The sequence below is a fragment of the Pseudomonas sp. NPDC079367 genome, assembly GCF_044542195.1.
Classification (GTDB): domain Bacteria; phylum Pseudomonadota; class Gammaproteobacteria; order Pseudomonadales; family Pseudomonadaceae; genus Aquipseudomonas.
This window is the reverse complement of the sequence record NZ_JBITTW010000024.1, coordinates 23657-38227: the sequence shown is the minus strand read 5'-3', so window position 1 is coordinate 38227 and position 14571 is coordinate 23657. Positions and strand designations below refer to the sequence as shown.

At 59.9% G+C, this 14571-nt stretch carries 11 protein-coding genes and 1 pseudogene; 3 read left to right on the top strand and 9 right to left on the bottom strand.

The features are described from left to right. Positions 1-175: 175 nt before the first annotated feature. The 5 genes from ACIGDJ_RS18290 to ACIGDJ_RS18270 form a co-directional block, all read right to left on the bottom strand. Complete coding sequence (locus ACIGDJ_RS18290) at positions 176-877, bottom strand: ABC transporter ATP-binding protein (protein WP_312995897.1); 702 nt, start codon at positions 875-877, stop codon at positions 176-178. Then, positions 878-1645, bottom strand: coding sequence for a high-affinity branched-chain amino acid ABC transporter ATP-binding protein LivG (livG, locus tag ACIGDJ_RS18285; RefSeq protein WP_101158400.1), 768 nt, complete (start codon positions 1643-1645; stop codon positions 878-880). Continuing rightward, the gene (locus ACIGDJ_RS18280; RefSeq protein ID WP_101158401.1) at positions 1642-2898 is read right to left on the bottom strand and encodes a high-affinity branched-chain amino acid ABC transporter permease LivM; all 1257 of its coding nucleotides are present in this window, start codon (positions 2896-2898) and stop codon (positions 1642-1644) included. The genes livG and ACIGDJ_RS18280 overlap by 4 nt, the downstream gene beginning before the upstream one ends. Continuing rightward, positions 2895-3818 carry a high-affinity branched-chain amino acid ABC transporter permease LivH gene (gene livH / locus ACIGDJ_RS18275; protein ID WP_312995902.1) on the bottom strand — a complete coding sequence of 308 codons (924 nt, stop codon included), beginning with the start codon at positions 3816-3818 and terminating at the stop codon, positions 2895-2897. The genes ACIGDJ_RS18280 and livH overlap by 4 nt, the downstream gene beginning before the upstream one ends. A 229-nt stretch (positions 3819-4047) precedes the next feature. Next, positions 4048-5175 carry a branched-chain amino acid ABC transporter substrate-binding protein gene (locus ACIGDJ_RS18270; protein ID WP_101158403.1) on the bottom strand — a complete coding sequence of 376 codons (1128 nt, stop codon included), beginning with the start codon at positions 5173-5175 and terminating at the stop codon, positions 4048-4050. Between the two features lie 353 nt (positions 5176-5528). Here ACIGDJ_RS18270 and ACIGDJ_RS18265 point away from each other — a divergent pair, with 353 nt between their 5' ends. Then, positions 5529-5834: a DUF2288 domain-containing protein gene (locus tag ACIGDJ_RS18265; RefSeq protein WP_101158404.1), complete on the top strand. Its 306-nt coding sequence runs from the start codon at positions 5529-5531 to the stop codon at positions 5832-5834. Positions 5835-6116: 282 nt separating this feature from the next. Here ACIGDJ_RS18265 and ACIGDJ_RS18260 read toward each other — a convergent pair whose 3' ends face one another. Beyond that, positions 6117-8315 (bottom strand): hypothetical protein, encoded by a 2199-nt coding sequence (locus ACIGDJ_RS18260; protein ID WP_397478445.1) that lies wholly within the window; start codon positions 8313-8315, stop codon positions 6117-6119. A 191-nt stretch (positions 8316-8506) separates the two neighbouring features. Between ACIGDJ_RS18260 and ACIGDJ_RS18255 the strand changes: the two genes are divergently transcribed. After that, positions 8507-9403, top strand: coding sequence for an NAD(P)-dependent oxidoreductase (locus ACIGDJ_RS18255; protein WP_178081174.1), 897 nt, complete (start codon positions 8507-8509; stop codon positions 9401-9403). On the opposite strand, the gene ACIGDJ_RS18250 is transcribed toward ACIGDJ_RS18255, so the two are convergent. Both ACIGDJ_RS18250 and ACIGDJ_RS18245 read right to left on the bottom strand, forming a co-directional pair. Continuing rightward, positions 9294-11576, bottom strand: a complete 2283-nt coding sequence (locus tag ACIGDJ_RS18250) for a putative bifunctional diguanylate cyclase/phosphodiesterase (protein ID WP_397478444.1) — start codon at positions 11574-11576, stop codon at positions 9294-9296. The genes ACIGDJ_RS18255 and ACIGDJ_RS18250 overlap by 110 nt on opposite strands. A 150-nt stretch (positions 11577-11726) precedes the next feature. Beyond that, a complete protein-coding gene (locus ACIGDJ_RS18245; protein WP_397478443.1) occupies positions 11727-12095 on the bottom strand; it encodes a YkgJ family cysteine cluster protein in 369 nt (122 codons plus the stop codon). A 300-nt stretch (positions 12096-12395) separates the two neighbouring features. On the opposite strand from ACIGDJ_RS18245, the gene ACIGDJ_RS18240 reads away from it, so the two are divergent. Continuing rightward, on the top strand, positions 12396-13745 hold the full coding sequence (locus tag ACIGDJ_RS18240; protein ID WP_312995922.1) for an MFS transporter: 1350 nt from the start codon (positions 12396-12398) through the stop codon (positions 13743-13745). Between the two features lie 153 nt (positions 13746-13898). On the opposite strand, the pseudogene ACIGDJ_RS18235 reads toward ACIGDJ_RS18240, so the two are convergent. Then, positions 13899-14571 (bottom strand): annotated as a pseudogene (locus ACIGDJ_RS18235) (RNA polymerase-binding ATPase); the annotation flags it as partial.

Sequence of the window (14571 nt, the reverse complement as noted above, 5' to 3'; positions counted from 1 at the left end):
CGGCTATCCCTTGTGGGAGCTGGCTTGCTCGCTAAAGCGGTGAATCAGTCGACATTTTGGTTAACTGACACACTGCTTACGCGAGCAAGCCCGCTCCCGCAGGGGGGAGTAGATCCGCGGTTTCGTGGGCACAAAAAAACGGCCCGAAGGCCGTTTTGTTGTTCAGCGAGAACACTCAACCGCCGAGGTACGCCTCGCGTACTTTCGGGTCGGTCAGCAGCGCTTCACCGGTGCCTTGCATGACCACGCGGCCGTTCTCCAGAACGTACGCGCGGTCGGCGATTTTCAGTGCCTGGTTGGCGTTCTGCTCGACCAGGAACACCGTCACCCCGTCCTTGCGCAGCTGTTCGATGATGTCGAAGATCTGCTGGATGATGATCGGCGCCAGACCCAGCGACGGCTCGTCGAGCAGCAACAGCTTGGGCTTGCTCATCAGCGCGCGGCCGATGGCGAGCATTTGCTGTTCGCCGCCGGACATGGTGCCGCCGCGCTGATTGAAGCGCTCTTTGAGGCGTGGGAAAAGTTCGAGAACCTTGTCCATCTGCTCCTGGTAATCGCCCTTGTCGGTGAAAAATCCGCCCATCGACAGGTTTTCCTCCACGGTCAGACGGGCGAACACCCGACGACCTTCCGGCACTACGGCGATGCTCTTGCGCATGATCTGCGACGAGTCCTGGCCGACCAGTTCCTCACCCATGTAGCGGATACTGCCGCTGTGTGCTTGCGGCGAACCGCAGAGCGTCATCAGCAGTGTGGACTTGCCGGCACCGTTGGCGCCGATCAGCGTGACGATCTCGCCTTGACGGACTTCGACGTTGACGCTGTGCAGGGCCTGGATCTTGCCGTAGAAGGTGGAAACGTTTTCAAACTGCAGCATTTACGCTTCCCCCAGGTAGGCTTTGATCACTTCAGGATTGTCGCGGATCTGTTCCGGCGTACCATCAGCCAGAGGCGTGCCCTGGTTGATCACGACAATGTGGTCGGAAATGCTCATGACCAGTTTCATGTCGTGTTCGATCAGCAGCACGGTGACGTTGTGCTCTTCACGCAGTACGCCGATCAGCGCCTTGAGGTCTTCGGTCTCTTTCGGGTTCAGGCCGGCGGCCGGTTCGTCGAGCATGAGGATCCGCGGGCGGGTCATCATGCAGCGGGCGATTTCCAGACGTCGTTGCTGGCCGTAGGCGAGGGTGCCGGCGGTGCGGTTGGCGAACTCTTTGAGGTTGACCTTTTCCAGCCAGTACTCGGCAAACTCCATCGCCTCGCGCTCGCTTTTGCGGAACGCCGGGGTCTTGAACAGGCCGGACAGGAAGTTGGTGTTCAAGTGACGGTGCTGAGCAATCAACAAGTTCTCGACCGCGGTCATGTCCTTGAACAAACGCACGTTCTGGAAGGTGCGCACCACGCCTTTGAGGGCGATCTTGTGGCCCGGCAGGCCCTGAATCGGCTCGCCGTCGAGCAGGATGCTGCCGCCGGTAGGCTGATAGAAACCGGTCAGGCAGTTGAACACGGTGGTCTTGCCGGCACCGTTCGGGCCGATCAGCGCAACCACCTGTTTTTCCTTGACGGTCAGCGCCACGCCGTTGACCGCTAGCAAGCCGCCGAAGCGCATGCTCAGATTGTCGACTTTAAGGATCTCGCGGCTCATTTGCGCAACTCCATGTGTGGGCGTTGCATCGGCAGCAGACCTTGTGGACGCCAGATCATCATCAGCACCATCAGCGCACCGAACATCAACATGCGGTACTCGCTGAACTCACGCATCATTTCCGGCAACAGGATCATTACGATCGCCGCCAGAATCACGCCCAGTTGCGAGCCCATGCCGCCCAACACGACGATGGCGAGGATGATCGCCGACTCGATGAAGGTGAACGACTCCGGCGTCACCAGACCCTGACGCGCGGCGAAGAAGCTGCCGGCGAAACCGGCAAACGCAGCACCCAAGGTGAACGCGGAGAGTTTGATCACGGTCGGGTTCAGACCCAGCGCACGGCAGGCGATTTCGTCTTCACGCAACGCTTCCCACGCACGGCCGATCGGCATGCGCAGCAGACGGTTGATCACGAACAGCGCGGCCAGTGCGAGCAACAGCGCAACCAGGTAAAGGAAGATCACCTTGTTGATCGAGTTGTATTGCAGGCCGAAATACTCGTGAAACGTCTGCAGGCCTTCGGCGGCTTTGCGCTCGAAGGTCAGGCCGAAGAACGTCGGTTTTTCGATGTTGCTGATGCCGTTCGGGCCGCCGGTGATATCGGTCAGGTTACGCAGGAACAGACGGATGATCTCACCGAAACCCAAGGTCACGATCGCCAGATAGTCGCCGCGCAGACGCAACACCGGGAAGCCCAGCAGGAAGCCGAACGTCGCCGCCATCAGCCCGGCAATCGGCAGGCAGATCCAGAAGCTCAGGCCGTAGTAGTGCGACAGCAGCGCGTAGCTGTAGGCGCCGACGGCGTAGAAACCGACGTAACCGAGGTCAAGCAGACCAGCCAGACCGACAACGATGTTCAGGCCCAGGCCGAGCATCACGTAGATCAGGATCAGCGTGGCGATATCCACCGCGCCACGGGAGCCGAAGAACGGCCAGACCAGGGCGAGCAGAATCAGCGCAATGATGAAATAGCGCTGGGTGGTTGGCAGGGTCAGGAAGTTGCTGGCCTTGGCCGGGATCAGCGGCATGCCCGGGGAGGAGCGCCAGGCCTTGCTGATCTGCTGGTTGAACAGCACGCGCAAAAACATCAGCACCGAGCAGATCGCGATGGTCGCGAGTACTGCAGGGCTGGTGTTGTGCACTTCCAGGTTGATGCCGACGATGGTCAGTTTCAGACCGAGTACCGGGTAGGCCACGGCCCACACCAGCAAAGCGCTGAACAGCGCCTGTTTAAGATTCCTAGTCATACTTTCTCAACCTCCGGACGGCCCAGAATGCCGGTCGGACGGAACAAGAGCACCAGAACCAGCAGGCCGAACGCGACGACGTCCTTGTACTGGTCGCCGAAGATATCGGCACCGAACGCTTCCGCTACACCGAGCACCAAACCGCCGAGCATCGCCCCCGGGATGCTGCCGATGCCGCCCAATACCGCAGCGGTGAAGGCCTTGAGGCCGACGAGGAAGCCGGCGTTCGGGTTGATCACGCCGTATTGCATACTCAGCAGCACAGCCGCCACCGCGGCCAGCGCAGCACCGATGACAAAGGTCAGGGCGATGATGTTGTTGGTGTTGATGCCGAGCAGGTTGGCCATCTTGATGTCTTCGGCGCAGGCGCGGCAGGCGCGGCCCAGACGAGAACGGGAGATGAACAGGGTCAGGCCGAGCATGGCGATCACGGTCACCACGAACACCACGATCTGCATGTAGGAAATCAGCACTTCTTGTGCGCCACCCGGACCGAAGACGAAGTTGCCCGGGATCAGGTTGGGGATAGCTTTGTCCTTGGAGTCTTGCGCCAGCAGAACGGTGTTCTGCAGGAAGATCGACATACCGATGGCGGAAATCAGCGGGATCAGACGGTTACTGCCGCGCAGGGGGCGGTAGGCAATCCGTTCGATGCTGTAACCGTAGGAACTGGTGACGACGATGCTGGCGATAAACGCTGCGGTCATCAACAGCGGGACACTGTCGAGTCCCATCATGGTCAACCCGGCGATGGCGATGAAGGCCACGTAGGAACCGATCATGTAGACCTCGCCGTGGGCGAAGTTGATCATTCCAATGATGCCGTAAACCATCGTGTAGCCGATGGCGATCAGGGCATACATGCTGCCAACGTTGAGGCCGTTAACCAGCTGTTGGAAGAAGTGATAGAGGTCAGGCATTACAGCGCTCCTAAAAACCTGTACGCATTTCACTGGTGGAGTCATTTTCCCGCCCGGCCCCGTGGATCTCTATCCACTTCGAATCCGGGTTTTGCCAGCGAACCGCTGATGACGGTTTTGAGATTTTCAGGTGGGCAGACTGGCGGATCACGCCAGCGCGGCCCATACATTCGCAAAACAAAGCCCACGGCACGCCGTGGGCTTTATTGGCAGTCAGTCGGGCAAGGCCTTACTGAGGCGAAACTTCGGTTTTAGGTTTGCCGTTGTGCCACTCGTACACGACAAATTTGAAGTCCTTCAGGTCGCCCTTGTCGTCGAAGCTCAGGTCACCGGTCGGCGTCTTGAACGAACCGGCGTGGATGGCTTCAGCCACTTTGGTCGCGTCTTCGGACTTGGCCGCCTTGATGCCTTCGGCAATCACGGTCACCGCCGAGTAGGACGGGAACACGAACGGACCGCTCGGATCTTCTTTCTTGGCCTTGAATGCATCAGCCAGGGCAACGTTGGCCGGATCCTGATCGAAGGATTTGGGCAGGGTCACCAGCAGGCCTTCGGATGCGTCCTTGGCGATCTGGGTGATCGAGTCGTTACCCACGCCTTCCGGACCCATGAAGCGGGCCTTCAGACCTTTTTCCTGAGCCTGACGCAGGATCAGGCCCAGCTCCGGGTGGTAGCCGCCGTAGTAAACGAAGTCGACACCGGCTTGCTTGAGCTTGGCGATGATTGCGGAGAAGTCTTTGTCACCGGCGTTGACGCCTTCGAAGACGGCAACCTTGGTGCCTTTCTTCTCTAGGGTCGATTTGACGGCGGTGGCGATGCCTTCGCCGTATTGCTGTTTGTCGTGCAGCACGCCAACCACTTTCGGTTTCACGTGATCGGCGATGTAGTTGCCGGCGGCAGGGCCCTGGGCGCTGTCGAGACCGATGGTGCGGAAGATCATTTTGTAGCCACGGGCGGTGATGTCCGGGCTGGTGGCGGCCGGGGTGATCATGATCACGCCTTCGTCTTCGTAGATGTCCGAAGCTGGCTGGGTGGAGCTGGAGCACAGGTGACCGACCACGAACTTGACGCCGTCGTTGACGACCTTGTTCGCTACCGCTACCGCTTGTTTCGGATCGCAGGCATCGTCGTATTCAACGGCTTGCAGTTGCTTGCCATCGACACCGCCCTTGGCGTTGATCTGCTCGATGGCCATTTTTGCGCCACTGAACTGCATGTCGCCGTACTGGGCTACTGGACCGGTTTTAGGGCCGGCAATACCGATTTTGATGGTGTCAGCTGCGAACGAATGGCTGGCAACCCCGGCCAGAACCATAGCGGCAAACAGTTTGGAAATCTGCTTAGTAGCCTTAGTCATAGTGCTCCACTCTTACTGTTGTATTTTTTTAGAGTTCTGGCGCCGTAGCAGCAGAACCGGGTCAGATATCTTTGCGATACCCTCCGGAAAATGCCCCGGCAACTGTACCGGTACAGTGTAGAGCGCCGCTTGATCAACTGGGAAGCGGGCGCCACGGGGCAAAACTTGGGGGTGTCGCGTTTTTGAATGAAAGAGACAGAATTGCGGCGGGTCAATCGGGGGCGTATACCCCAAAAGGCAGCATCCATTGGCTTTCCTGCTCTTGTCGTTCAGTGCAGCGTTTTGCAACCGGGTTTTTCTGACGGACCACCAACGTTATTATTCGCGTCGATTTCTTTTCCGGACAGCTCCCCATGAATCAAGAACCTAGCACCCTCTATGCCAAGCTGCTTGGTGAAACGGCATCTATTACCTGGAAAGAGCTGGAGCCGTTCTTCGCCAAGGGTGCCCTGTTGTGGGTCGACCCTGACCTCGATTTGATCGCTGCTGCCGAGGCCGTGGCATCGGACGAAGGCGAGAAAGTCGCAGCCTGGCTGGCTGAGGACAAGGTCGCCAAGCTGTCTGAAACGCGGGCGCTGGATATTTTCGAACGTGACCCGCAGTTGTGGGCGGTGGTGGTTTCTCCCTGGATTCTGATCCAGGAAAGGGCGAAGGTTTGAGCGGCTGCACCGTTTTGGTGCCTGCAGCGCCACGCCGCAAGTGTGTAGCGGAGTAGCGTGATGGCACGTTGCCGTAGAGAAACACCACGCATCACGGTGACGTAAACGTAACGGGAACAGTTTATTGAGCGGCCCGAGGGTCGCTTAATTGTTTCTGGGTGTTGAGTCAGTGAAATGTGTATCGGTGCAAAGGCCCCTTCGCGAGTAGGCTCGCTGCCACAGGGGAACGCATTCCAAACGTGGGAGCGAGCCTGCTCGCGAATAGGGCGACTCGGTGCTGGATCAGACCGAGTAAGTCTTTCCGGTATGGTTATTGAGCGAAATCACCTTGGTCTTGCCAATCCGGTGACGGTAGATCTCGCGCAAGTACTTGATCGACTTCTTCACGCAATCGCGCGACAGGCGAATGTCATTGATCGAGACGAACTTGTCCTTGTCGTTGATCAGCTCGCGGTACTTCTTCTCATACATCGGTTTGATCGCGTACCAGTTGGTGTCGAGGATCTTCGCCGGGTTTTCGAATTCGTTGAGCAGGTCGTCGATCCGCGCTTCGTCGAAGTCTTCCTGAATGATGAAGTCGAGGATCGAGTTGTCCAGTGTCTCGTCGAAACGGTACGGATTCTTCGCAAAGCAGCGCTTGATGAACGCCACGATCAGCGTCAGGAAGTCGTCCGACAGGCAGGGGCTTTTGGCGATCAGGGTGGTCAGCGACAGGTTGGCCGAAGCGCCGATCACCAGCGCGTAGCGCTTGAGCGTGGTGTTGGGGAACAGGCTGTTGAGGTGGGTCTTCAACCGGTTCAGGTCCATGTACGACAGTTTGTAGTCTTTGGGCAGCGAGACGATCGACACCACCGACGAGCAATTCTTGAAGAAATGCAGGTCGTGCAGCGCGGCGGCGTCGTAGCCGGAATTCTTGTACTGCTCAAGCGAAGCGCGATAACGCTTGGATTCGATCGGCAGCAGGCTGATGCCTTCGATGGCCTGGGTGACCTTGTTGAAGTGCGGCAGGTCGATCGAACGGAAAAACAGATCGTCGATGTTCAGGCGCTGCGGCTCTTTATCAAAGACCTTGAACTTGTCGCTGCTCGGCGGCGGGGTTTCCGGCACCACCGATTCGGCGTAGGCAATCGCCACGGGTCCGGCCAGGCTCATGAACAGGTCGTTGGCATCCAGGCGGATGGTTTCGCCAATGTCGATGCCGGCGCGGCGGAAGTAGTTCTGGTCGTAGTCAGTGGTGACTGCCTGCGCTGTCAGAATGTTGAAGATCTGCTGCGATATGTACTGGTTGGCGTGCTTCTCCATGGCATTGACGTCAATGTTCTGGATGTTGCCGTCATCGCTTTCTTCGGCGTAACGCATGATGTCGTTGGAAATCAGCATCATCGCGTTCCACGGGCGGATACGCCCCATCACGCTGGCTTCGCTGCTGTCTTCGTTGGCGAAGTTGTAGGAGAAATCCCATTCTTCCGACAGGTATTTGCACAGCAGGCGCCCGGCGTTGATGTGCAGCGCCTCGGACATTTCGCTGCGGTGGTCGGAAATGTTCGGCAGCACGCAGATGCCGCTGGTGAAGATCGGTTCGAACACAAACGAATGACCGCTTTTGCCGTCATGCTCATCCATCGGCTTGGTGTCGAACGTCTTGTTCATGTACGAGTGCTGCTGGGCCAGACCGAACTCCGAGGCCATGCCCGAACCGGTACCGCCGCCGGCACTGAAAATCGAAAAGTATAGGCGCGATTGGTTGGCCTTGATCCCGCAGCTGTCGATCAGGTACGAGTGGATCATTTTCCAGTCGGGGCTGGAGAAGCGCTGGGTGTCCTTGTTGAGGATGATCTTCGCCAGGTACTGGCCGAGGATCGGCGCGTTACCGGCGCCACCGGCGTGGACTTCGGACAAGTCCATGATCTTCATCTTGCTGTAGTCGCGCAGGAAGCCGCTTTTTTCGCCCTTGCGGGAAAAGCGGATGCGCCCGGCGATGTCCTTGTCGAGGTCGCCGAGCATCACCAGCGGTTCGACCAGAAACACCGGTTTGGTCGATTTGCCGGTGCCGATGCGCAGGTTGTTCTTGATCCACTGCGCCGGGCTGTAGCCCTTGTCGGCCAGACGTCGATCGGCCGGGCGGTCTTCGTTGTTGAATTCGTTGAGGTAGAACTTGCGCGCGTTGTACACCAGCTCCGCCACGTCGAGGGCGATATTGGAGCCGCAGCGACCGAGGCCGATCAGGCACACCGAAGGGAATTCCTGGTCGCTGTGCTGCTCGTTGTCGCCTTCCTGATGCGCCGGGCGCGGGAACACCGAATCGCGCAGGCCGTCGAGGTTATCGAGGATACGGTCGGTGTTGGTTTCGGTGAAATACAGGTATTGCTGGGTCGACAGCGGGCGCGAAGGCTGCGCAGCTCGTGCTAGTGACGCGCTGTTCGCGGCGGGGCTGAGGGTCAGATCGGCTGTAGCACTGGCGGAATTGTTTTTGGAGGTCATGGTGCGCCATTTGGACTGGGTTGGCCCGCCGAGCAACGCCGGCGAACCTCACGGAATAAGATCTCGCGTCTTGTGTGCGCGAATACGGCCCGGGCGTCGTGGTGCTGGCTGTGTGATCGCCGGGCGGAATCCTTTCCTGATCGTTGATGAATCGGCCATGATTCGGTGATCTTTAATTGAAAAGAGGCAAAATGATGTCAACGCTACCTTCGTTGGGGTTTGCCGGAATCGGCTTGATGGGCCTGCCCATGTGCCAGCGTTTGCTGGCTGCGGGTTACCCGTTGACGGTGTGGAACCGCAACCCGGACAAGTGCGCGCCGCTGGTTGCGGCGGGCGCCCGGCCAGTGGCGAGCCCCGCCGAACTCTGCGCACATGCCGACATTGTCATGCTGTGCCTGGCCGATACCGCTGTGGTGCGTGAAGTGGTGTTTGGCGCTGACGGCGTCGCCGAAGGTGGGAAGAACGGCCAGTTACTGGTGGATTTCTCCAGTCTTGAACCGACCGCCACTCGCGAGATGGCCGCAGCGCTGGCCGATAAAACCGGTATGGCCTGGCTCGACTCCCCGGTGTCCGGCGGCGTGGTCGGAGCTGAAGCCGGCAGTCTGGCAATCATGGTCGGCGGTGCGGCGGCGGATCTTGAGCGCGTGCGCCCGGTGCTGCTCAATCTGGGGCAGCGCGTCACGCACATGGGCGGCATCGGCGCAGGGCAAGTGACCAAGGCCTGCAACCAGATGATCGTCGCCTGCAATGCGTTGGTGATCGCCGAAGTGGTGGCGTTGGCCGAGCAGGCGGGGGTCGATGCTCGTCTGATCGCTGAGGCGCTGGCCGGTGGTTTTGCCGATTCCAGACCGTTGCAGATCCTCGCCCCACAAATGGCCGAGAGCCGTTTCGAACCGATCAAGTGGCATGTGCGCACGCTGCTCAAGGATCTCGACACGGCGGTGAAATTTTCCCGCGAACAGGGTTCGGCGACGCCGATCAGCGGATTGGCCGCACAATTGATGCGCCTGCATGGGGCGCAAGGCTTTTTAGCGCAGGATCCAGCGACACTGGTGCAAATGTATCGCGCGCCAGACTCAACGGATTGACGCCGAGGACGGGTTTGCGCTGATTGATTTCATCCAGCACCGCGCGTAATTCGTCCAGTGGTACCGGGCGGCTGAGCAGATAACCCTGAATGAAATCGCAGCCCGAACGCTCGAGAAACTCATACTGCTCCAGGCTCTCGACGCCCTCGGTGACCACCTGCAAATGCAGGGTGTGAGCCATGACGATGATCGCCTGGACGATTTCCATGTCCGCCGTGGCGGTGGGGATGTCGAGGATGAACGAGCGATCGATCTTCAGGGTGTTCAGCGGCAGACGCTTGAGGTAGGCCAGCGACGAATAGCCAGTGCCGAAATCGTCGATCGACAACGACACGCCGAGGGCGCGGATCTGCCGCAGCAGCACCAGGGTGTTGGCGATATTGCCCATCAAAGCGTTTTCGGTGACCTCCAGTTCCAGGCGTTCCGGCGCGACACCGGCGGTGCGCAACGCGTGCTCGATCTCCTCGGCCAGTTCTTCGCGAGCCAGGTTCAGCGGCGAGCAGTTCCAGGCGATTTTCACTTCGGCACAACCGTGGCGCGACAGCTCGCCGAGATCCTTGCAGGCGCGGCGCAGCACCCAGTTGTCCAGCTCGGCGATCAAGCCGTTGTTCTCGGCAATACCGATAAAGCGGTCAGGAGTCAGCAAGCCGTGAACCGGATGCTGCCAGCGAATCAGCGCTTCGAGCTTGGTCACGCGTCCGGTTTTCAGTTCGAAAATCGGCTGGTAGTACAGCATCAACGCGTTATCTTCCCGTAGCGCACTGCGCAGTTCTTCTTCCAGTTGCAGCTCGAAACTGGCGCGGGTTTTCAGGCTGGAATTGAAGAAATGCAAGCCGTTGCGCCCGGCGCCCTTGGATTGGTACAGGGCCAGGTCGGCGTGCTTGAGCAGCTCTTCGCAGGTGCTACCGTCTTCGGGAAACAGACTGATGCCGATGCTGGTGGTCATCACCATGCGTCGGCCGGCCAGTTCGATCGGCTCTTTCATCTTGTGCATGATGCGCTGCGCCATGCCGCGCGCCTCTTCGCGGTCGCGCAGGCTGATGAGGATGCAGAATTCGTCCCCGCCAAATCGTGCGACCACGTCTTCGTGGCTGCGTACCGAGCTTTTGATGTGCTGGGCGATGACTTTGAGCAGCGCGTCACCGGCGTCATGTCCGAGGCTGTCATTGATGCGCTTGAAGTGGTCGATGTCGAGAAACATCACCGCGAGCATGCCGCCCTCGCTGGTTTTCTGACTGAGCTTCTCGGCGAACATCTGGTTGAAGCCTCGGCGGTTGATCAGGTTTGTCAGTGCGTCGTAATTGGCCGCTTGTTGCAAAGACATGCGCGCCTGATCGAGCTGACTGAGCAGGGCATTGACCCGGCGCAGATCGTTGTCCTTGTTCTGCAGTTTCTTGTCGGCGAGGGCGGCGCTGATCGCACTGCCGAGAATGAGCAGGATGATCAGCGCCACGGTCAAGCCCAGTTGCAAATGCCCGGCTTCGCCGCCGCTCGCTGCCAGGGCACCCTCGGGAAGCACCAGATCCAGCGCAGCCATGCCGGTGAAGTGCATGCTGATGATGCCGGCGCCGAGAATCAGCGCAGCGCTGTATTTGAGCAATTGATGCGCCACGCCGCTGCCTTCGCTGAGATAACGGGCCACCCACAGCGCGGCGAAACTGGCGCCGATGGCAATGAAAACCGAGAGCGCGAACAGCCCTGGCTGATAGTAGGCGGTGGCGCTCGATTTCATGGCCGCCATGCCGACGTAATGCATGCCGGCGATACCCAGGCCAATGACAAGCGCAGTTTTCAGGCAACGCAACGCGCTGGGCTGCACCTCGCTCAGGGTGTGCATGGCCAGCCAAGAAGCGAGCAGGGCGATCAGCAAGGAAAAAAGGGTGACGCCGAGGTCGTACTGAATGTCGATCGGTGTCTGGAAAGCCAGCATGCCAATGAAGTGCATGGCCCAGATGCCGCCGGCCAGACAGGTCGCGCCGATCCAGCGCCAGATTCGCCGCGACCCCGGATCTTCGGCATGCACGACGCGCTCGGCCATGTCCAGGGTGGCGAAGCTCGCCGCGCAAGCGACCAGGTAGGCCACCATCACCAACAAAGGGTTGTGACTGCAATCGAGCAATATCTGCCCGCTCGCCGGCAGCTCGGCAACAAACTGCAAACCAAGCCACTCCATAGCATGCCCCGTCTCGGATTCATCTGGCCCGTGCGTTAATCAATGCAGGCGAATGAAGGGAGTATAGAGGCGGTTTTCAGGCTGCAAGGCGTAGTGGCACATTGGTGGTAATGATTTTGCCATTAGCCTCATCGCGTTTTGCGCTAAGGCTCAGGCGATACGCTCCAGCGGCAGTTCGTTCCAGTGTGGCGGCAAGGGTGGCAGGCCATGCGCGGCGCGGGCCTTGTCGCAGTCGGGGTTGTGCTCGCCGTTCTCCCACGACGCCTCGAACTCGCGGCAGGTGCTCGAACGTTGGTCATAGATCGTGCAGGCCACCGCGCTGCCGACCTCACCCGCCAGAGACGTGCAGCGCGTCGGCTTGCGGTCGGTACCGATCATGGCTACCCGGCTCGGAGTGATCTGCGCGACCAGTTCATCGGGCACCGTCCCGCCAGCGGATGAGCACTCACCCCAGAAAAAAGACACGCGAAAATGGGAACAGCAGGCACCGCAATTCAGACACGGACTGGCTTCGGACATGGGCGGGGGTATCAAAGGGATTGATCGGAAGATCCGGACGGATCCGGCGGCCATTCTAGGCTTTGCCATGGCGTTGGGAAGGGGGGCGCGAAACTATTTTTTTGTCGCCGTATTTCGCAGCGAAAGCCCCGTATGCCGGGGGATTCCTGACTTATCAAGGGCTTACGTTTCGTTACAGTGCGATGGGCCGATATCAGGCTGGCGAATGATGACAGACAGCCCCCGCGCGGCTGACTAGATTGCAGGTTCCGGGCTCGACGCGCTGGCAGTGAAGCCCCATAACAAGAAAGAGACGGACCCATGCAGAACTCGACCCAAGCGGCGAATGCCTGGCGCATTCTGTTCCTGCTGTTCCTCGCCAACCTGTTCAATTTCTTCGATCGCACCATCCCGGCGATCATCATCGAACCGATCCGCATGGAATGGCACCTCAGCGACTTTCAGCTGGGCATCATCGGCACTGCGTTCACCATCGTTTACGCGATTGCCGGCCTGCCGCTGGGGCGCATGGCCGACACCGGGTCACGCAGCAAACTGATGGGCTGGGGCCTGGCGACCTGGAGCGCGCTGACTGCAGTCAACGGTATGGTCGGCAGTTTCTGGAGTTTCCTCATCGTGCGCATGGGCATCGGCATCGGCGAAGCCAGTTACGCACCAGCGGCCAACTCGCTGATCGGCGACCTGTTTCCCGCGCACCGTCGGGCGCGCGCAATGGGCATCTTCATGCTCGGCCTGCCGCTGGGGCTGCTGCTGGCGTTCTTCACCATCGGCGCGATGGTCAAGGCCTTCGACAGTTGGCGCGCGCCGTTCTTCATCGCCGCCGTGCCGGGATTGATCCTGGCGATTTTCATGTTCTTCATCAAAGAGCCAAAACGCGGCGCGGCAGAAGCGGTGCAGGTCTCGCAAGAGAAGGTCGACAAACCGATCCGCCGCGTCCTCGCCGTGCCGACCTTCCTCTGGCTGGTAATGGCCGGGCTGTGCTTCAACTTCGCGACCTATGCCTGCAACTCGTTTCTGGTGCCGATGCTGCAGCGCTATTTCCTTATGCCATTGCAGGAAGCGGCGGTGGCCACCGGCGTGATCGTCGGAGTCACCGGGCTGGTCGGGCTGACCCTCGGCGGCTGGATCGCTGACAAGATTCACCAGCGTTTCGCCAGCGGGCGGTTGTTGTTTGCCGCGTTCAGTCTGATCATTTCGACCCTATGCACGGCGTGGGCGCTGCATGCCGGGCGCATCGAGATCGGTGTGTTCGTCGCGGTGTTCAGCGTCGGCTGGCTGTTCGCGTACAACTTCTATACCTGCGTGTACACGGCGATTCAGGACGTCGTCGAACCACGCCTGCGGGCGACCGCGATGGCGTTGTTCTTTGCCGGTCTGTATTTACTTGGCGGCGGCCTGGGGCCGGTGGTTGTGGGGGGGCTTTCGGATCACTTCGCGCACACGGCGATGCTGTCGGCGGGGGCGGAGCAAATGACCGAAGCGTTCAAGGCTGTCGGCCTGCACGACGCGATGTACCTGATTCCGGTGGCGCTGTTTCTGACCATGGTGTTTCTGTTTCTGGCTTCGCGGTGTTTTGTGCGGGACGCGCAGCGGATGAAGGAGGGGTTGGTGGCGGTGGTTGAGCCTGAGGTTACAGCGGCGACTGCTTAAGAACAAAAGATCGCAGCCTTCGGCAGCTCCTACATGGGAATGCGTTCCCCCTGTAGGAGCTGCCGAAGGCTGCGATCTTGTGCTTTTGCTTCTGAAAACCAAGAGGCCCGCATCACTGCGGGCCTCTTGGTTTCCAGCGGTGGAGCGGGGCGGTTAGCCCGCTACCAGCACCCGAATCGCTTCCAGACGCAACGCCGCCTTGTCCAGCATCGCCAGACCCTGCTCACGTTGAGTGCGCAACGCGTCCAGTTCGCTGTCGCGCACGGTCGGGTTGACTGCTTGCAACGCGGTCAGGCGCGCCAGTTCTTCGTCGGTGTCGGCGGCCAGGCGGCGGCGCGCTTCGGCCACACGCTCGGCGTGACGCGGGGCGATCTTTTCTTCGCCGGCGTTGATCCGTGGTGTCAGCTGATCGCGCTGGGCCTGGATGAACTTGTTGGCGCTGGCGCGCGGCACGCTTTCCAGCTGATCGTTCAAGGTTTCGAACGACACCCGTGGCGACAGGTCATTGCCGTTGGCATCGAGCAGGCAACGCAGCGCGGCTGGCGGCAGGTAGCGGCCCAGTTGCAGTGAACGCGGTGCGACCACTTCGCTGACGTAGAGCAATTCGAGCAACACAGTGCCCGGCTTCAGCGCCTTGTTCTTGATCAGCGCGACGGCGGTGTTACCCATCGAACCGGACAGCACCAGATCCATGCCACCCTGCACCATCGGGTGTTCCCAGGTGATGAACTGCATGTCTTCGCGCGACAGCGCCTGGTTACGGTCTAATGTTATGGTCACGCCTTAGTCGTCTCCCATAGGGAAACAGGCGTCGAGCAACATCTCG